General features: G+C 40.1%; 15 protein-coding genes and 1 tRNA gene. 9 read left to right on the top strand and 7 right to left on the bottom strand.

Annotated features, from left to right (window positions below):
- Positions 1 to 22: 22 nt before the first annotated feature.
- The gene (locus ACE1AT_RS07885; protein WP_374866998.1) at positions 23 to 1,009 is read right to left on the bottom strand and encodes a GntR family transcriptional regulator; all 987 of its coding nucleotides are present in this window, start codon (positions 1,007 to 1,009) and stop codon (positions 23 to 25) included.
- Between the two features lie 299 nt (positions 1,010 to 1,308).
- Here ACE1AT_RS07885 and ACE1AT_RS07890 point away from each other — a divergent pair, with 299 nt between their 5' ends.
- Together ACE1AT_RS07890 and ACE1AT_RS07895 are read left to right on the top strand one after the other, a co-directional pair.
- Positions 1,309 to 2,055 (top strand): dienelactone hydrolase family protein, encoded by a 747-nt coding sequence (locus ACE1AT_RS07890; protein WP_374867000.1) that lies wholly within the window; start codon positions 1,309 to 1,311, stop codon positions 2,053 to 2,055.
- 127 nt (positions 2,056 to 2,182) lie between these two features.
- Complete coding sequence (locus tag ACE1AT_RS07895) at positions 2,183 to 3,085, top strand: S1 RNA-binding domain-containing protein (RefSeq protein WP_374867002.1); 903 nt, start codon at positions 2,183 to 2,185, stop codon at positions 3,083 to 3,085.
- 299 nt (positions 3,086 to 3,384) lie between these two features.
- Here ACE1AT_RS07895 and ACE1AT_RS07900 read toward each other — a convergent pair whose 3' ends face one another.
- Entirely contained in the window at positions 3,385 to 3,879 is a 495-nt protein-coding gene (locus ACE1AT_RS07900) for a hypothetical protein (protein ID WP_374867004.1), read from the bottom strand.
- A 200-nt stretch (positions 3,880 to 4,079) separates the two neighbouring features.
- Here ACE1AT_RS07900 and ACE1AT_RS07905 point away from each other — a divergent pair, with 200 nt between their 5' ends.
- Positions 4,080 to 4,292: a helix-turn-helix domain-containing protein gene (locus tag ACE1AT_RS07905; protein WP_374867006.1), complete on the top strand. Its 213-nt coding sequence runs from the start codon at positions 4,080 to 4,082 to the stop codon at positions 4,290 to 4,292.
- Positions 4,293 to 4,325: 33 nt separating this feature from the next.
- Positions 4,326 to 5,003, top strand: a complete 678-nt coding sequence (locus ACE1AT_RS07910) for a phosphatase PAP2 family protein (RefSeq protein ID WP_374867008.1) — start codon at positions 4,326 to 4,328, stop codon at positions 5,001 to 5,003.
- 174 nt (positions 5,004 to 5,177) lie between these two features.
- Here the strand turns inward: ACE1AT_RS07910 and ACE1AT_RS07915 are convergent, their stop codons facing one another.
- Positions 5,178 to 5,393 carry a hypothetical protein gene (locus ACE1AT_RS07915; RefSeq protein WP_374867010.1) on the bottom strand — a complete coding sequence of 72 codons (216 nt, stop codon included), beginning with the start codon at positions 5,391 to 5,393 and terminating at the stop codon, positions 5,178 to 5,180.
- 160 nt (positions 5,394 to 5,553) lie between these two features.
- Between ACE1AT_RS07915 and ACE1AT_RS07920 the strand changes: the two genes are divergently transcribed.
- On the top strand, positions 5,554 to 7,923 hold the full coding sequence (locus tag ACE1AT_RS07920) for an NACHT domain-containing protein (protein WP_374867012.1): 2,370 nt from the start codon (positions 5,554 to 5,556) through the stop codon (positions 7,921 to 7,923).
- A gap of 69 nt (positions 7,924 to 7,992) precedes the next feature.
- Complete coding sequence (locus ACE1AT_RS07925) at positions 7,993 to 8,346, top strand: four helix bundle protein (protein WP_374867014.1); 354 nt, start codon at positions 7,993 to 7,995, stop codon at positions 8,344 to 8,346.
- Positions 8,347 to 8,396: 50 nt separating this feature from the next.
- Here the strand turns inward: ACE1AT_RS07925 and ACE1AT_RS07930 are convergent.
- The 4 genes from ACE1AT_RS07930 to ACE1AT_RS07945 form a co-directional block, all read right to left on the bottom strand.
- Positions 8,397 to 8,481, bottom strand: a tRNA-Ser gene (locus ACE1AT_RS07930).
- Positions 8,482 to 8,554: 73 nt separating this feature from the next.
- Positions 8,555 to 9,514: a TIGR04168 family protein gene (locus ACE1AT_RS07935; protein ID WP_374867016.1), complete on the bottom strand. Its 960-nt coding sequence runs from the start codon at positions 9,512 to 9,514 to the stop codon at positions 8,555 to 8,557.
- Positions 9,515 to 9,588: 74 nt separating this feature from the next.
- Positions 9,589 to 10,854, bottom strand: a complete 1,266-nt coding sequence (locus tag ACE1AT_RS07940) for a hypothetical protein (RefSeq protein WP_374867018.1) — start codon at positions 10,852 to 10,854, stop codon at positions 9,589 to 9,591.
- A 355-nt stretch (positions 10,855 to 11,209) separates the two neighbouring features.
- Positions 11,210 to 12,742, bottom strand: a complete 1,533-nt coding sequence (locus ACE1AT_RS07945) for a phytoene desaturase family protein (RefSeq protein WP_374867020.1) — start codon at positions 12,740 to 12,742, stop codon at positions 11,210 to 11,212.
- 84 nt (positions 12,743 to 12,826) lie between these two features.
- Here ACE1AT_RS07945 and ACE1AT_RS07950 point away from each other — a divergent pair, with 84 nt between their 5' ends.
- From ACE1AT_RS07950 to ACE1AT_RS07960, 3 genes are all read left to right on the top strand, one after another.
- Entirely contained in the window at positions 12,827 to 13,615 is a 789-nt protein-coding gene (locus ACE1AT_RS07950; RefSeq protein ID WP_374867022.1) for an ABC transporter ATP-binding protein, read from the top strand.
- A 147-nt stretch (positions 13,616 to 13,762) separates the two neighbouring features.
- Positions 13,763 to 15,169 carry an MlaD family protein gene (locus ACE1AT_RS07955; RefSeq protein ID WP_374867024.1) on the top strand — a complete coding sequence of 469 codons (1,407 nt, stop codon included), beginning with the start codon at positions 13,763 to 13,765 and terminating at the stop codon, positions 15,167 to 15,169.
- 400 nt (positions 15,170 to 15,569) lie between these two features.
- Entirely contained in the window at positions 15,570 to 17,750 is a 2,181-nt protein-coding gene (locus ACE1AT_RS07960; protein WP_374867026.1) for a CHAT domain-containing protein, read from the top strand.
- Positions 17,751 to 17,757: the final 7 nt, after the last annotated feature.

Consider the following 17,757-nt stretch of genomic DNA (forward strand, 5'->3'; position numbering starts at 1 on the left):
ACCACTAACCACTAACCACTAATTAACTTAAACCCAATTCTCTTTTGAGCAAATTAATCGATGTAGTACCAATATAATTTTCACCACAAATCAATTTAGGTGGACGAATAATGTCTTCAGCAAGATTGTGTAAGCTTGTTTGGACGGTGGAAAAACTTGCTTTATCAGTGCAAAAAATCACCTGCGCCCGCTTCACCATCGCCTGAACTTTATAAGTATCTTTTGGTTGTGAAGTCATCACAAGTATTTCATCCCCCCGCAAACCATGAAGAATAACTTCTGCACTTCGCAGCCAACCAGAACTTAGGCTGACTATACCAAGACAGCTGTCTTTTGGTAGGTTTTTAAACAGGTTGAACTCGTTAGCGTAGTCTTGGATATCTAAAGGAATCACTCGCACTGCTTTCGGAGCAGCAATTACCTCTACTTCTCCGATAAAATACCGACTGGTGACAACTGTAGCAGAGGAGGTTTTTTCAAGTACAACAGGCAATTCTTCCATTGTGACTAGCTGTACTGGCATTTTAAGGCTTTGTTCTAATTCATACACCATCAGTTCTCCAGCACCAATGTCACCAGCAGGAACCGCTACCAACACCCGCGCACTACAACGCAAGCGCCAGTCAATTTCCGCGAGAAATATTTCTCGTGCTTGGTTGAGTGAACAGCCGTGAGACAGCAACTCATCAAGTGCTTGTTGGACAACCTTGTATGCTTGGGGATTTTCTTTGAGAATTGGTGATTGCAGCTTGCTACCACCTTCATGACCTTGGGCGCGGACGTAAATACCTGAACCAGCAAGACTTTCTACTAGTCCGTCATCTTCGAGTTGGCGATAAACCTTGCTAATGGTATTACGGTGTAGCCCGGTTTGCATAGCCAGCGCCCGTGTACTCGGTAACTTGTACCCAGGGGGATATTGCCGAGATGCGATCGCAAATCTGATTTGATTAAACAGCTGATTTGATGCAGGAATTTCACTGTCTGGCTGAATACGGAACTGAATCATCACCAAGCCTCCAAAGGTGCTGGTATAAAAAGGTAGAAGGCTACAACACTTATATAGTTTTTACCCTGTTTTACTGCATAGTAATTTTTACCACGCTGCATTAGTAGCATTTTGTAGCCAGCTACAAATTTTACTTTGTTAAATATTCTATTTATAGATTCAAATTATTCGAGGGAAATTTATAGTACATTCATTGCCAGTAGTTAATAATTTGATTTGGGATAGTTTAGAGATACTTACATAGGTATATCTTATCTATAGATATATCTAAATAATACATAGTACTGGTAAAAATTGTTATGGTACGAGCAATTGACACCGCAAAAGTTAACCTCTCGCAAGCTGATTTCGAGATAGCTGCTTACATAGCCCAGCCTCAAGAACCAGGCTGTTATCCTGGAGTTATAGTCTTGCAAGAAATTTTTGGAGTGAACTCGCATATCCGCGATGTTACAGAACGTATTGCTCGTGAAGGTTATGTGGCGATCGCTCCTGCACTGTTTGAACGTGTCGCCCCTGGTTTTGAAACTGGTTACACACCAGCAGATATAGAAGTGGGTAAAGTCTACGCTTGGGAACAAAGCCAAGCATCAGAATTACTCAGCGATATTCAAAAAGCGATCGACTACCTCAAAACTCTACCACAAATAAAACAAGATGGTTTCGGTTGTATAGGTTTCTGCTTTGGTGGCCATGTTGCCTATCTTGCTGCTACTCTCCCAGATATCAAAGCTACTGCTTCTTTCTACGGCGCACGGATTGCTAACGCCACACCAGGAGGTGGCGATGCTACTATCACTCATACAAAAGATATTCCAGGAACTCTCTACGCTTTCTTTGGTATGGAAGACGCCAGTATTCCTGCTGAACAGGTAAACCAAATTGAAGCAGAGTTAGAAAAATATAAAATTCCCCATCGCGTGTTTCGCTACGATGGAGCTGATCACGGATTTTTCTGTGACCAACGTGCCAGCTATAATCCAATAGCTGCGGCTGATGCTTGGGAACAGGTAAAACAACTGTTTGCACAGCAGCTACAACAATAGTCAAGGTCGAGGGTAAATGGTCAAGGGTCAATGGTCAAGGGTCATTAAAAACTCTGGACTGTTGACTATGGACTCTGGACTATTGACTATGGACTATTGACTAATTAACAATTTGTCTGCACAAGTCATGAATTCTGAAACTAAACTTTCTCAAAAAGCCAATTCATCTTTTTCAATGGACGATTTTGCTAAAGCACTGGAAAAACACGATTACCAGTTTCAAAAAGGACAGGTAGTACATGGAAAAGTGTTCCAGTTAGACCCCGATGGCGCTTATGTAGACATCGGTGGTAAATCGTCTGCCTTTATTCCCCGTGAAGAGGCTGCTTTGAGAAATGTAACAGATTTGTCTGAGGTACTGCCACTCAATGAGGAATTAGAATTTTTAATCATTCGCGATCAAGACGCAGAAGGTCAAGTCACACTTTCGCGCCGACAATTAGAAATTAAACATATTTGGGGACGATTAGCCCACATGCGGGATAATTCCCAGACTGTAGAAGTCCGGGTATTCAATGTCAATAAAGGCGGTGTGACTGTTGATATTCTAGGATTACGGGGATTTATTCCGCGATCGCACCTGCTCGAACGTGATAATTTAGAATCCCTCAAAGGACAAACTCTGACTGTTAGTTTTTTAGAAATAGATCGCAATAATAAAAAACTTATACTTTCCCAGCGTTTGGCAACTCGTTCTGCTAGCTTCAGTACCTTTGAGCTAGGTCAGTTAGTAGAAGGGAAAATTAGTGGTATCAGACCCTTTGGTGTATTCGTAGATATAGATGGCGTTAGCGCTTTACTTCACATCAAGCAGATCACTCAGAAATTTATTGACAATCTGGAAAAAGTATTCCAAGTTGGTCAGTCAATCAAAGCCGTAATTATTGACTTAGATGAAGGAAAAAATCGGGTTGCTCTTTCCACTAGAGTCTTAGAAAACTTCCCTGGGGAAATGCTAGAAAACATGGACGAAGTCATGGCAAGTGCTGAAGCACGTGCAGAAAGAGCCAGGAAAAAAATTACTGAATAATTTTCATTAGTGGTTAGCATTAGTCCTTTCAAGGTGGATAGAAAAAGAACGATTATCTAAGTTAAGAAGATATATTTCCTCTTTGTGTCTTTGTGCCTACTGCAAGTAGCCGTTAGCGCGTCTATGTGGTGAAAAAGTAATTTTTTTCAACACCCTTCGGGTTCGCCACCTTGCCAAGTTCCCTCCGGGACGCTACGCGAACGTGACGGGAACCGCCAAGACGGCAAGTGGACTCACCAAGACACTAAGACACCAAGAAATTTTCATTCTCCAGATTGACACCTTGAAAGAGCTGATGATTAGGGGTTAGTGGTTAGTGGTTGTTTTTTAACTAACAAATTTTTTTGTAGTATTTCCCAGCTTTCTTCATTAAATGCAAATTTAATTGACTCTACTAAATTGCTCCAACTTTTCAACGTAGGCTCGCAAGGGGCTTGCGAAGCTTCACCTACAAAAAACTTTGCCCACCATTTAGGTGCTTGCTTTCTGTATTCAGGGTTGAAATTTTTGCGCCAACGCCTGCGCCATTTGGCTGTTTCTGCTTGGGTTGGTGGCCGAACTCCCAAAATTGGCGGAAAATCTGCATAACTCACAAACTTACTCACACCCTTGCCATGGACGTAAACCATGTAGCGCCAGCATTCTACAACATAAATATTCTCTGGCTTGATATTCAACATCAAGCAAACAGCTTCCTCGGTAACAAATCTGGCTAATGGGTTGATGGTTAACGACTTGTGGACGATTTTTGACTCACGGATGACAATCGCTTTTGGTGTGGGTAATGATAACATAATAGACAAATCCTTTTGAGATGGATACATCCAAATCCCTTGGCGGATAACTTGTGACGGATGGTGTATCCGTTTGAAGAAGAGATTTAATTTAATGCAAAAGCGATCGCCCTTCAGTTTCCTACGCCGGGGGGAGATCGTTTTTTAGTTTAAAGTGTAATAATTAAACGATATAATCTCATCGTTTGTCAAGATAAAAAATGGGGCTGATTAGGCTACGGATTAGGGAATTTGCATGTGAAAAAGGTTGGACGCTCAAGGATGTCTCTGACTATTCGGGAGTAGCCTATAGTTCAGTGAGAGCCTACGCGCGATCGCCAGGGCTAGCAATGGTAGATTTTACCTCAATTTTGAAAATGGCGCGTGCATTGGATGTGATGATTGAAGACTTAGTTGAAGTAGTAGAAGAGTAGGAAAGGTTTACTATACAACAGAACTGGTATTAGATGCGATCGCGGATTTTTTCTTTAATATTCAGCATTCGGTTAATGGGGCTGTTACTTTCAGCCCTAGCTTTGTGGGTATTTGCTCAAATCGCCGACGAAGTTCTAGAACAAGAAACTCAAAGGTTCGACCAAAGCATTTTACTAGCAATTAGGCAGATGCATACACCCATTGGCGATCACATTATGCTGGGTATCACTTTTTTGGGTGAACCAGTATTTTTGCTGCTGATTTGTTTGGGAATAGCAATCAGATTACTGTATTATCGCCATCGTTCGCAAGCAACTACTTTGGGTATTGCCGCAGTTGGTGCGATCGGCTTAAATTATTTAATAAAAGTGCTATTTGGTAGAGCGCGCCCGCAACTGTGGAATCGTATCGTTGACGTCGGTCAATACAGCTTTCCTAGCGGTCATGCGATGATTTCATTAGTAATTTATGGTTTCATTGGCTATCTAATCGCAAAGCGATATCCTCGTTGGCGAGCATGGATTTTTACAGTCACCATTATCCTAATTATAGCAATTGGTTTTAGTCGGCTTTATCTTGGCGTACACTGGCCGACTGATGTCATAGCTGGTTATGCTGCGGGTGTTGTCTGGTTGATGACTTGTATATTGAGTTTGGAAATGTGGCGACTATACAGGACGTCGGGTAGACGTTCAACATCAAATGAGTAAAGTCAGCAACTGATAAATTCTCTTTTGTGAAAGCTTGAGTTTTCTTATCATCTGTCACGATCTTCTCTAATCATGGCACGATACTACAAGCCTGGGTTGAGGTGGGGAAAGAGGAGCGATCACGTTTTGTTGGTGAGTGCGATCGCTTTGTCACCTCTACCACCCACTTATGTCTCAATCATTCTCTTCTGATTCCTCTGGTAGAGATTTCAGTGGTGTTTTTTGTAAAACCCAATCAATATACAGTACGAGAATCTGCATTTTCAGAAAATTGTTAGCACTTCTGATATGGGCTTCACTCAGCACCCATTTACAAAACTTTTCCAACAGTATTCCAACAACGACTTCAACTGACTTGTTTACAACCAGAGGTATTAGTGTTTCTAGCATTGCGATTTCCTCAATAGCTTGACTGAGTTCAATGTCGCAATTTTCTTTTGTAGCTATTTATCTGACTTGCCTTGACTTAGCCTGATTTACATTGAGTTAACTCCACATTTTGATAAAAACTTTGGCTACACTGGCTTATAAGTAATTTTGGGAGTAGTAAATGTCTATACCAGAGGACTTTCTAAAACAACTAGATCAATACACCGAATTATCAAATAGAGAAAAGGAAGTCTTTCTGGAGATATTTGCTCGTGGTAAAAGTCGAGTGCATGTAACTCAAGAACTAAACATTTCTGAAAGTAACCTTAGTACTTGTCTTACAGGGATTTACAAAAAATTTTGCATCACTGGTCATGGGCCTGTTAAAGAAAGCCGCTTGCGGGAGTATCTGAGCAAAAGATACTCACAGCAAGAACCCTCTGGTCATTTAATTACAGATGATGTAGACGATTCAATTGATACCTTAGTGCAAGAAACCCGCAAACAAATCAAACCCTACATCAAAGAAAAGTGCGGAACCATGCGGGTATTAGATATGCCTAAGCCCATTAACTTAACAGGAAGACAAGGTATTTACACGAATGTCAATATTCTGGAGGAAATAACAGGACGAAGACGACTTAAAATTGCGGAACTAATACAGAACTGCGACCATGATAACTTTGAGCGGATTGGACTTAGCCAGATAAAACAGAAGCGAGTATCAGGATTAGAGGCTGTGCAGCGTCATAGTAAGCTGATGGTATTAGGCAAACCAGGAGCAGGAAAAACCACTTTTTTAAAATATCTAGCAATGCAGTGTATTGAGGGGAAGTTTCAAGCAAACAGAGTTCCCTTGTTTATCACCTTAAAAGATTTTGCAGAAGCACCTAAACAACCAGAGATTTTGGAATTTATTGTTCAACAATTATCAAGCTATGGGGTAATTCATACCAGCGTGATAGTAGAGAAATTGTTGAGACAGGGTAAGGTATTAGTATTGCTGGATGGCTTGGATGAAGTACGAGAGGAAGATACCAAGCGTGTATTACGACAAATTCGGGAATTTTCTGACCTGTTTTATACCAATCAGTTTGTAATTACCTGTCGCATTGCTGCCAAAGAATACACATTTGAAAGTTTCACAGAAGTGGAAATGGCAGATTTTGACGAAAAACAAATAGCCATTTTTGCTCAAAACTGGTTTCAGTTAACTGATCCAATTAAAGGTAAAAGATTCATTCAAAAACTGAAGCAAAACAAACCAATCCAAGAACTAGCAAGTAGTCCTTTACTGTTGACATTACTGTGTTTGGTGTTTGGAGATAATGGAGATTTCCCAGCAAACCGTTCTGAACTTTATCAAGAGGGATTAGATGTATTGCTGAAAAAATGGGATGCCAAACGCAATATTGAAAGGGATCAAGTATATAAAAATCTATCGTTGCAGCGCAAGGAAGACTTGCTAAGTCAAATAGGCTTAACTACCTTTGAGCAGAAAGACTATTTCTTTAAGCAAAAATCAGTGCAGGAATACATTGCTAACTTTATTCGCAACTTACGCAATGCTGACACAGATCCAGAAGCCTTGAGACTAGATAGTGAAGCCGTTTTAAAGTCTATTGAAGCACAGCACGGGTTATTAGTAGAAAGAGCAAAAGGTATCTATTCCTTTTCTCACCTGACGTTTCACGAATATTTTGCTGCCAGAGAAATAGTTACCAACTCTGCCTGGGAAACTTTGCTAGAGCGTATTACGGAGATACGTTGGCGGGAAGTATTTTTGCTCACAGCAGGGATGATGCGAAAAGCAGATGATTTGATGCAGTTGATGAAGCGTAAAATTGATGGACTAATCAGCACGGATGAACAATTACAAAATTTGATGAGGTGGGTAGCTAAAAAAGCTTCTTTAGCTACAGTGCCATATCAGCCAGCAGAAGTTAGAGGTGTCTACTTAAGTTTGGTAAATAATCTTATTGTGGGTAGGCATTCAAACTTTAAAAAATTTAAAGACCTTCTTCGTCTTCTAGCCTTCGATCTAGCTCTTACTGGTACTTCAAACAGCGATTTTTATAAAGCTTGCGATCCAGGGATTAGTGGAATAGGTACTCTAGCCTTAAGTCTTGAAGTAGCTATCTTTTTTGAAGAAAAAAAAATTTGTGCAGCTAGACAAAGCCTAGATACCATCTATCCTCATGACTTTGATTCAAATCTTGATTTTGCTTTAGAACGTAATCCAAGCCCTGATTTACAGATTTTACTTGACAATCTCAAAAATCAATGTCCACCTCCACCAAGTGACAACAAAGCGTTTAAGCGCTGGTTGATAAATGATGGTCAAGTTTGGACTGAACAGCTTAGATCCGTCATGATTGAGCATTGCAATATTGGACATGACTGGCAGTTAAACGAAGCACAAAAAAAGCTATTAGAACAGTATTACTATGCCAATAAGTTACTAATGGACTGCCTAAATAGTGATTGTTATGTAAGCCGGGAAGTTAGGCAAGAAATTGAAAATAATTTGTTGTTACCAAGTAAAAATTAAACAATTAGTAGAAGCTGATAAGACAGCTAAAAGCAGATAAATGATACAAAACATAGTTAATTTCTACCTGTGAAAAAAGACATTTGCGATCGCACGTTTACTTTCTCAATTCGCATAGTCAAATTGTGCCAGTTTCTTGATGACAAACCAGGGGTAGCGCGAACTCTTGCTCAACAATTGTTAAGGTCAGGAACATCTATTGGAGCTAATGTAGAAGAAGCGCAAGCTGCACAAAGTAAAGCAGATTTTATTGGCAAAATGATGATTGCGCTTAAAGAATCACGTGAAACTCGGTATTGGCTAAAATTACTCGTTGCATCCGAAATAGTATCCCAAGAAAGAATTAGCCAACTCCAAACTGAAACCGAAGAACTCACACGTATTCTTGGTGCAATCATAGTCTCCACCAAAGACTCCAAGTAGGGACATTCTCCCAATTTTTAATTTTTAATTTTTAATTTTTAATTGTTAAGCGGAGAGGGTGGGATTCGAACCCACGGATGCTTTCACATCACTCGATTTCAAGTCGAGCGCATTCGACCACTCTGCCACCTCTCCAAAAAAAGCTGCCGAAGTGTATTCGTCAGCCGTCAGCTAAAAAAGCTGACCAGTAAATAATTATAACTCAAATTCATGCAGTTTGCACTACTGAACGGGATTTTTCATACAAAATTTCCTCAGAAGCTACTTTATAGCCGTTGCCAACCCAGACACTAGAGGCTTGGGAAACTACACCATCTTCCAGCAGAACTATGGAGAAATTTCGCAGTTTTTGACCGTTACTATCCACGATTCTCGGTACACTCGCCGCATTTAAGTAAACTGTTCCCTCTGGACTAGTAAACACCCGCTTTCGCAACACTTTCTTCGTATGTCGTAACGTCTGGTGCATATGACCAAATGTCACCAAGGGAACGGTTTTACCAGCAGTGAGAGTTAGAGATATCGCCTCAGCTAAATCAGGATCGCCAAAATCACCGCCAATAGGGTGCCAATCTTTACCACAGGGGTCTTCGGGGCGATCGCCTAAGCCAGAAGGGCCATTGTGACCCAAAAAAATAATTGTCTCATAAGCAGCCTTTTTGACTGCGGCAAAAATCCGGACGGCGGACTCATCCAGATCCTTTACACCATACCGTTCTTTGCAGATGTCAGCAAATCGCCACTCCGGCCCACCCCAAGTAAAGGGACGTCCTCCCACCACTGTTAAGTTAAAAGCAGGAATATCCAGTTTCCCATAACCAACATGGGCTGCACCTAATAAATCTAGCTGTTCCTGCACCCAATCTTCTTGAGAACGGTCGTAGGGACACTTTTTTCGTCCCCATTCTGTAGCAGTGTACCATGCATCGTGGTTTCCCATCACTGCTGCCTTGGGAATATCAAGGGATGCGATCGCTCTTACCACTTCTACCGACTCGTTACCAAAGTCTCCGACAAACAGCACTAAGTCAACACCAAGATGCTTGAGTGCATCACCATCCTCCACTTCCCATTGATCGTGAACATCTCCAACTACAGCGATTTTCAATGTTTTTAAATTAGTTGTCTGACTGGTCATGCCACTTTCCTTGCCATATGCTTCCAGCATAGGCAATCCATAACGATTTTGTCATAACTCCCAAAATTGTCTTATGATTTCAACTGATAATTGTACAGACGCGATTAATCGCGTCTCTTCACACCATCATTATCAATTGCACTATAAACGTCATCGGGTGCGAGTCCTAGCCAAGGATCGGAACTGGGAGTTAAAAACAGTTCGGCGTAAACTTTTTCATTCAATGCGGCTAAATTACTAGTTTGATTACCCTGCACAAACCATTGATGAATTTGTCTGTGTAGCATATATTCATTTCTGACTGTATCGAGAGCGATCGCAGTTTCAAAGTTACTCACGAGTCTCGATAAACCGTCTTTTTGAGTATGAGCAGACTGAAACTTTTTCGCCCGAATTAAAGCAATACTGTTTTGATCAAGTTTGGCATCACTTGTATAAAGTTGGGCGAATCGATTCCAAGTAGCTTGATCAGTAATTTCGGAAGGATTATTTTGTCCTGGTTGGAGTGTGTTCAGCATAGGGGTTTCCACTCTCATTTTAGTTACTGCTAGTGATCCTGCAACAGTAGCGTTGGGAATTTGACTAGAATTACTGGGAAGTTCTACTAATCTTGGTGCTGACTGGATACCCAACTTTGATAAATCTGCTGTCCATTGGGTTTGGATAGCGTTGAGGCGATCGCGATGGTATTTTTGTAAAAAAGCTTCCTGTTGTGATTTGCCAAGTTTGCTGTATTGTTTTGTCGCCACTTCCGCCTGTTGGAGTTGACGCAGAAAAGCTTTCGGCCCGTACAATCCTGGAATAGCATCTATTGGACGACCAGAACTATCCAAAATGTAATGAATACTATTACCTGTAATTGTGCGTTCTAACTTCCGTCCATCACCAAAATCAATCGTCACCTTCGGTACAGGACGGACTGATTGCCAGTGTAAGATAAAGTCTTCTCTTAGTTTTTGAGATATTTCTGCATTCGGATATAGTGCAACTCGAAAAAATCGACTGTTCGCGCAACTCAGATCCGTATCTAAATTACCCAGCAACCGCAGAGATAAGATTGGTTTACCGCTAGCTTTAGCAGCTGCTTTTGCTTGCTCTAAGTCAGTATACCAATATAATTTCGAGGCGTAACAATCTCGTTGTTGGCAGAGTTTATCTAAAGCTTGGCGAATTTGTGGAGAAGAGTTTAATTCATTGGCGTGAGATTTGAGAAATGCTTCCAAACCCTTTGGCCCTTGTTGTCGCAGTACAGCGACTTCTTGAGATAATTTAGAGGTTTTTGATATGGGAGTTTGAGAATAAGTTGGTTGTGAAAGACTAACGCTAACCAGAATTAACGCAAATGGAATTTTTAAAGTAGTCAATTTCATATAACAACCTACCAGAGATAGATTTATGAGGTTAAATAGTAAGAATTGATAGCTTCTAATTTAGTTTCTATTACTTAATATTAATTTATTAAGTGATAAGCCTAACTCTGTTAAAGTATCAGACTTGAAATGAATTTTTCTTGGTGTCTTAGTGTCTTGGTGGTGAAAAAGATAATCTTTGAAACACGAAGACACTAAGACACAAAGAATTTAAATTCTAAAAGCAATTTGTCAGCTATAGGATTCCTATTTGATTTTTGAACAAAACTCAGTACACATCTAGCTTCCTTTTTTTTCTTTCTTTCCCTATTGCCTATTGCCTATTGCCTATTGCCTGCCTCCACGAGTAAATTCATTAATCAAATCGGATTGCTATATAAGACTTCAACAATTCCTGCATTTGCTTGACACTCACCAACGTATTCGCGCACAAAATACCAGACGCAGCTACCGCAGGGACACCAATTCCTGGCATAGTGCTATCACCTACACGATACAAACCCTGTATGGGTGTGTGGGTTCCCGGAAACATACCCTTACCTGCGGCGATCGCAGGGCCGTAGGTTCCCTGATATCTTCGTAAATAATTAGCATGAGTTAGGGGTGTACCGATAAGTTCCAACACTACACGCTCCCTAATATCCGGGATAATTTTCTCTAAGGCGCGATACAAAGTTTCTGCTTTTTCCTGTCTCTTGTGTTCATACCCATCATCGCGTTCCCATCCGGTATAAGGTTCTAGGGTGTAAGCGTGGACTACATGGTGTCCTTCAGGCGCAAGTTTTGCATCCCACACGCTGGGAATTGATACCATACAGGTATTTCCTGGTGTGGTGATATCTTGATTTGCGTCGTGAACTACTACGTGATGTCCTGTTAAATTTTCTAAGCCATCAGCACGGATACCTAAGTGTAAATGCATAAAGCTTTCAACAGTTGGTGTAGCTAAAGCTGCTTGGCGTTCAGATGCAGGTAAATCATCAGGATGTAATAGCTGAGTGTAGGTATCCCAAATACTAGCATTAGAAATTACTATAGGCGCTTGCAGGATAGATTGCGATCGCAACCGTACACCTACAACTTTCCCCGATTCCACCAAAATTTGCTCAACATGAGATCCCAACAGCAACTTAGTACCCCAGCGTTCTAACCCCCGCACCAAAGCGTTAACAATCGCTCCACTACCACCCACAGGATACTCAACACCAGCACGGGTACGCTCACCTAACATAAAAGCTACTTCGGGGGCAATTGTTCCATGTGCTTTTAAACCCGATAATAAAAAACATTCCAGGTCAATCAACCGTCTGACCCAAGGATCTTTTACCGTAGCATCCATCACACTACCTACAGAAGCCTGGACAAGGGGCAAATTAGGTAGCATTTTTAACAAAGACGGTAAATGACGCCCCAGCAGCAGAGGGAGTAATTGCCAATCTGCTCTCAGCACCAGAGCCGGAATGCCTTTCATCGCATCATACAAAGGCAAGAGGCGGCGTTCAAACTGTTCTAATTCCTTTGCACCAACAGGAGTAATTTTCGCTACTTCATCACGATAGCGATCGCCATCGCTATAAACTGCCAAAGTACCTTCGGGAAAATGGTAATGTCCTAGTGGGTCGTAGCGTATGGCTGTAACAGATTCACCGATCGCATCTAGAACTTGTTTCAGAGGATTCAAACTCTGGATGTCGGTTAAACCACAGTAAAATGAAGGGCCAGAATCAAACTCAAATCCCCGACGTCTAAAATTATGAGCAGCACCACCAGCAATTGTGTGACTTTCGCAGACAATTACGCGTTTACCGTAACGCGCAAGTAAGCCCGCAGCACACAACCCACCAATACCGCTACCTATGACGATGACATCATATTTGTCCTTTGTCATTTGTCATTTGTCCTTAGTCTCTTGTCTAATACTAATAACAAATGACTATTGTACAGACGCGATTAATCGCATCTCTAATGACCAATGACTAATGACGAACCATTAATCGAACTAAAAGGTGTTTCTAAATCCTTTGGTGACAATAAGGTATTAGATAACATGGATTTGACCATTTACCGGGGAGAAGCATTAGGCATAATTGGACCTAGTGGTACTGGTAAATCAACAATTCTACGTATAATTGCGGGTTTGATTGCTCCTGATGCTGGAGAAATTATTGTCCAAGGTGTGCGCCGAGAAGGATTAATTGAAGATGCAGCCGATCAAATTGGGATTGGTATGGTATTTCAACAGGCGGCATTATTTGATTCACTGACAGTCGATGAAAATGTCGGGTTTTTTCTCTATCAAAACTCAAAACTACCGCGATCGCGAGTTCGTGAACTAGTCGAGGAAAAATTAGATATGGTTGGTTTACCAGGAATTAGCGATCGCTATCCTGCGGAACTATCCGGAGGGATGCGAAAACGGGTAAGTTTTGCTCGTGCAATTATGTCTAACCCGGAAAATACCAAAGAAGGATCAGAGGTTTTACTATACGATGAACCTACGGCTGGACTCGACCCCATTGCTTCAACAGTGATAGAAGATTTAATCCGACAGTTGCGATCCACACAAGGAGTCTGTAGCACCTACGCAATTGTCACTCACCAAGAAAGCACCATCCGCAGAACAGCTGATAGGATAATATTTCTCTATCACGGTACAGTACAGTGGCAAGGTGCAGTCAGTGAACTAGACCACACAGATAATCCTTTAATCAGACAATTTATGAGTGGAAGTATATCTGGACCAATTCAAGTAGCAGGATGAGGGAGTAAACAATTAAAAATTAAAAATTAAAAATTAGGAAGAGGCAGAAGCAGATACGGAGGATGGAGTGAATAACTAATGACCAATAACAACCAACAAACCACAACCTAATCTAAAATCTAAAAATCTGAGTGGGAGGATAAAAAAATGCGATCGCGCACTTTTCGAGAAGGTTCTGTGGGTTTACTACTCCTCGTTGGAGTGGGTGTGTTTGGAATAATTATCCTCTGGTTAACAAGATTTACGGCTGCTGCGAGTTCATACAAGGCTTTTGTTGAATTTGCCAATGCTGGTGGGATGCAAAAAGGGGCTGTTGTTCGCTTTCGTGGTGTCAAAGTCGGCAATATTTCTGCAATCAGACCAAGACCGAACAATGTAGAAGTAGAAATCGAAATTGCCAATCCTAACCTGATTATCCCTCGTGATGTCAAAGTAGAAGCTAATCAATCGGGTCTGATTAACGAAAGCATAGTTGACATTACACCTAAATCACCATTACCAAGTGGTACGATTGCTAAACCATTAGATAAAGATTGTGATCCGAGTCTCATCATTTGTAATCGTTCACGCTTAAAAGGTCAAATTGGCATTAGTTTGGATGAGTTAATTCGTAGCAGTACTGTTTTTGCCAATCTTTATACTCAACCTCAAATCTACGATAATCTCAACAATACATTAGTAAATGCTTCAAAAGCGGCTGCTCAAGTTGTTGTTCTTAGCCGTGATCTTTCCAACTTAACAAAAAGTACGCAAAACCAAATAAGTGGTTTGTCAACTGCGACAAATTCAGTGGCAAATGCAGCCGATAAAATCACCGCATCTGCGACTCAAACAACTAGTCAATTTAGTAATACAGCAAAGGATCTCAGCCTCACCGCAAATCAAGCAAGTCAACTGCTCAAAAATCTGGATACGCTGCTCACAAGTAATCGTTCTTCACTAGTTGGGACTTTAAATAATATTACGGCAACTACAACTGAACTCAGAACTACAGTTAGTAGCCTATCACCAACTATCAATCGCTTGACACAAGGAGAGGTAATTCAAAACTTAGAAACACTCTCTGCAAACGCAGCACAAGCTTCAGCTAATTTGCGAGATGCTAGCCAAGCGCTTAACAATCCTAATAATATTTTGGTGTTGCAACAAACTCTAGATTCTGCCAGAGTAACATTTGAAAACGTCGAAAAAATCACATCTGATTTAGATGAATTGACTGGTGATCCAAATTTTCGAGAAAATGTCAGAAACCTGGTAAATGGTTTAGGTAAATTACTGTCTTCTACTCAACAAATAGAGCAACAAATTGAAGTCGCATCTACACTCGATGCAGTCAAAACCGCCGTCAAAAATCCCAACGCAACAACATTAGCAGCAAACAAAAAGCAGCCAACAAATAAAGATCAACCAAAAATTGAGTTTAATCTTTCACCTACAACACTGATGAGTGCAAGTAAAGAAATTCAACCAACAGCAATTGAGTTTACTACCTCAGAATCTCAAGAAAAGCTATTGCAGAAATTACGTGAATATAGTAAGCAGCGACAGCAGTAAAGATATGGAGAAATAGGTAAATAAGGAAAAATAAAATCGCCCGTAATATGTTTAATTTATAGGATTATATTGTGCGGGCGTACAAACACAATTTTAAATTTATTCGGTATTATTTATATTAGGTGATTGTACATATTTTGAGCTACAGAATCACCCAAGTTGTTAGTTGTGAGTTACGATTATGAGCAATAAAAATTTTTTACTAAAACTTATGCTACGCATGTTCAGATGAAATTAACATAAAACATTATGTAAAAAAGTTGTAGAAATTGAATTTGGAATAAACTGTAATCTTCACTTTCCTCTTTGTGTTTGATTCCACTTTTAGCATTGCTCGTTTTTGAGCAAGAGTGTAAGATTATAAACTATCGCTTTTAAGTATTAACCCTTGTTAATAAGCATGTACTCTCTAAATAAAAGTCTCACTGTATTACTAACCTTACTTACTACCACTTCAGTAAACTTAATCACAAATATATCTTTACCTGTTACAGCTTCAACAGACTCTGCGGTTCCAAATTCATCTTCTCAAGTAGATACAAAACAAACATCACCATCACTTCCAGCCCAGAGTAGAGTAGAAAAGGCGAAAAAACTTTTTAATCAAGGGTATCAACAGTATCAGCAAAATCGATACTCTGAAGCTGAGAAATCACTGTGGGCTGCACTTGAAACATTAAATGGTGGTTCTCGAATGCAAGGTTTTCAAGCACCTCGGACACGTAAAAGAGGGACATCTATTTCTATTTTTGGGTTAAAACTGTTTGAATCTTTTAGTACTACTTCAGTTGCAACAGGTTACACTCATGTATCTATCCCTTTAGATGAAGCATATGTAAGGATTATAAATAATCTTAGTCAGGGGAAAGATCCCACAAGCACTGCCTATGATGTAGGAATAGAGCAAATGGAAAGATTAGTAGAGTGTATTTCTGGGAAACCTGAATTATCCTGTGATGAAATAGTTAAGGGGGGAAATCGAACGACTACTAATAATGTGTCTCAGAATGTAATAAATAGTGTTGAGGATGGGCATCAAGTAGAAATAGAGATTCTCCGACTTCTTCAACGAACACTAATAGCTCAGAATCGAGAGGATAAAACAAACGAGGCATTACTAGTTGCACAACAAAGTCGTAATCTTGAATTGTTCAGAACTGTCCCTGCTGTTCTTTATGCTTTAAATAACGAGGTCTTGCAAGGTAAAACATCTGATAATAATCTCCCTAAATTAGTCACTCCAAGAAACCTCTCAATCAAAGATATCAAAAAAATCTCCATCAGAGAAAATTCTACGCTTGTTTACTACTCTATAGTTTCTCAAGAAGAAATTTTTGTCTGGGTAATTCAACCAACTGGAAAAATAGGTTTTAAGAAAATTAACTTATCTTCTATAAAGACATCACTAGAAGAAACCACAAGAAATGCTCTTCGGATTGCCTCTTCATATGTAGATAGAGGACAACAAGGTAAAGCTCTGATTCAAGCTATTCGTGATTTAAGATTACGGACTAATAACACGGATGTAAATAGTTTACTTCAACAGTTAACTGTAAGTGAAACTGAGCAAAAACAAAATCTCCAGCAACTGTATCAAATTTTGATTGAGCCGATTAAAGAACTGCTACCAACAGACCCAACAAAGCATGTAGTTATTATTCCGCAAGGACCTCTTTTGCTAGTACCTTTTTCTGCTTTACAAGATGCTTCAGGGCAGTATTTAATCGAAAAACATACCATTCGCATTGCTCCAAATCTTCAGAGTCTTCTTCAAAAACGTTCTTCATTACAAAAATTTCCTAGAGGTGATGAAATGCTTGTAGTAGGTAATCCTACTAATCAAGGTATATCCGAATTACCAGGAGCGGAACAAGAAGCAAAAGCGATAGCCAGATTATCAGGCAGTTTTCCTCTGATTGGAAATCAAGCTCATACAGGAGCAATTTCACAACGAATATTTAATGCAAAGATTCTTCATTTCGCTACACATGGGATTCTAGACATACAAAATTCATCTTCATCAAACGACGTAATACTGTTAATAACTTCATCGAAAAATTATACTCAAGTTACTCGAATGGTAGGAACTCCTAGTCCTTATAAAGAAAATCATAGATTGTGGTACAGCATTTGGTTTGATAAAGACAAAAATACAACACGACATGTTATTAGAACAAATGGCTCATTACCAGGTGCTATTGTATTGACAAACTATTTATTTACTTCTCAAGAAATCCTCAATTTGAAGCTAAAAGCTGATTTAGTTGTCTTAAGTGCCTGTAATACAGCACAAGGAATACCAGGAGATAGCATTGTCCTTGGACTACCGCTTTCGCTCGGTCTAGCAGGAGTTCCACGTGTGGTTGTATCCTTGTGGGCAGTGCCTGATGCTCCTACTCAAAAATTAATGTTTGAATTTTATTCCACAATGCGGAGACAGAGTCAAGAGGGTAAAGACATTGACGAAGCTCAAGCATTACGTGAAGCAATGCTCAAAGTGAAAAATATGGAGCAATATCACGATCCCATCAATTGGGCTGGATTTACGTTAATGGATGTGTCATATCGTGCAAAAAATTAAGAAAATT

It is taken from the genome of Pelatocladus sp. BLCC-F211 (assembly GCF_041928655.1).
In the GTDB taxonomy this organism is placed as follows: domain Bacteria; phylum Cyanobacteriota; class Cyanobacteriia; order Cyanobacteriales; family Nostocaceae; genus Pelatocladus.

Excerpts from the sequence above, each read along its gene's own strand:
- ACE1AT_RS07955 (WP_374867024.1), top strand. The coding sequence starts at position 13,763 with ATGCGATCGCGCACTTTTCGAGAAGGTTCTGTGGGTTTACTACTCCTC.
- ACE1AT_RS07945 (WP_374867020.1), bottom strand. The coding sequence starts at position 12,742 with ATGACAAAGGACAAATATGATGTCATCGTCATAGGTAGCGGTATTGGT.
- ACE1AT_RS07915 (WP_374867010.1), bottom strand. The coding sequence starts at position 5,393 with ATGCTAGAAACACTAATACCTCTGGTTGTAAACAAGTCAGTTGAAGTC.
- ACE1AT_RS07895 (WP_374867002.1), top strand. The coding sequence starts at position 2,183 with ATGAATTCTGAAACTAAACTTTCTCAAAAAGCCAATTCATCTTTTTCA.
- ACE1AT_RS07905 (WP_374867006.1), top strand. The coding sequence starts at position 4,080 with ATGGGGCTGATTAGGCTACGGATTAGGGAATTTGCATGTGAAAAAGGT.
- ACE1AT_RS07950 (WP_374867022.1), top strand. The coding sequence starts at position 12,827 with ATGACTAATGACGAACCATTAATCGAACTAAAAGGTGTTTCTAAATCC.
- ACE1AT_RS07920 (WP_374867012.1), top strand. The coding sequence starts at position 5,554 with ATGTCTATACCAGAGGACTTTCTAAAACAACTAGATCAATACACCGAA.
- ACE1AT_RS07885 (WP_374866998.1), bottom strand. The coding sequence starts at position 1,009 with ATGATTCAGTTCCGTATTCAGCCAGACAGTGAAATTCCTGCATCAAAT.
- ACE1AT_RS07960 (WP_374867026.1), top strand. The coding sequence starts at position 15,570 with ATGTACTCTCTAAATAAAAGTCTCACTGTATTACTAACCTTACTTACT.
- ACE1AT_RS07940 (WP_374867018.1), bottom strand. The coding sequence starts at position 10,854 with ATGAAATTGACTACTTTAAAAATTCCATTTGCGTTAATTCTGGTTAGC.
- ACE1AT_RS07890 (WP_374867000.1), top strand. The coding sequence starts at position 1,309 with ATGGTACGAGCAATTGACACCGCAAAAGTTAACCTCTCGCAAGCTGAT.
- ACE1AT_RS07910 (WP_374867008.1), top strand. The coding sequence starts at position 4,326 with ATGCGATCGCGGATTTTTTCTTTAATATTCAGCATTCGGTTAATGGGG.
- ACE1AT_RS07935 (WP_374867016.1), bottom strand. The coding sequence starts at position 9,514 with ATGCTGGAAGCATATGGCAAGGAAAGTGGCATGACCAGTCAGACAACT.
- ACE1AT_RS07900 (WP_374867004.1), bottom strand. The coding sequence starts at position 3,879 with ATGTTATCATTACCCACACCAAAAGCGATTGTCATCCGTGAGTCAAAA.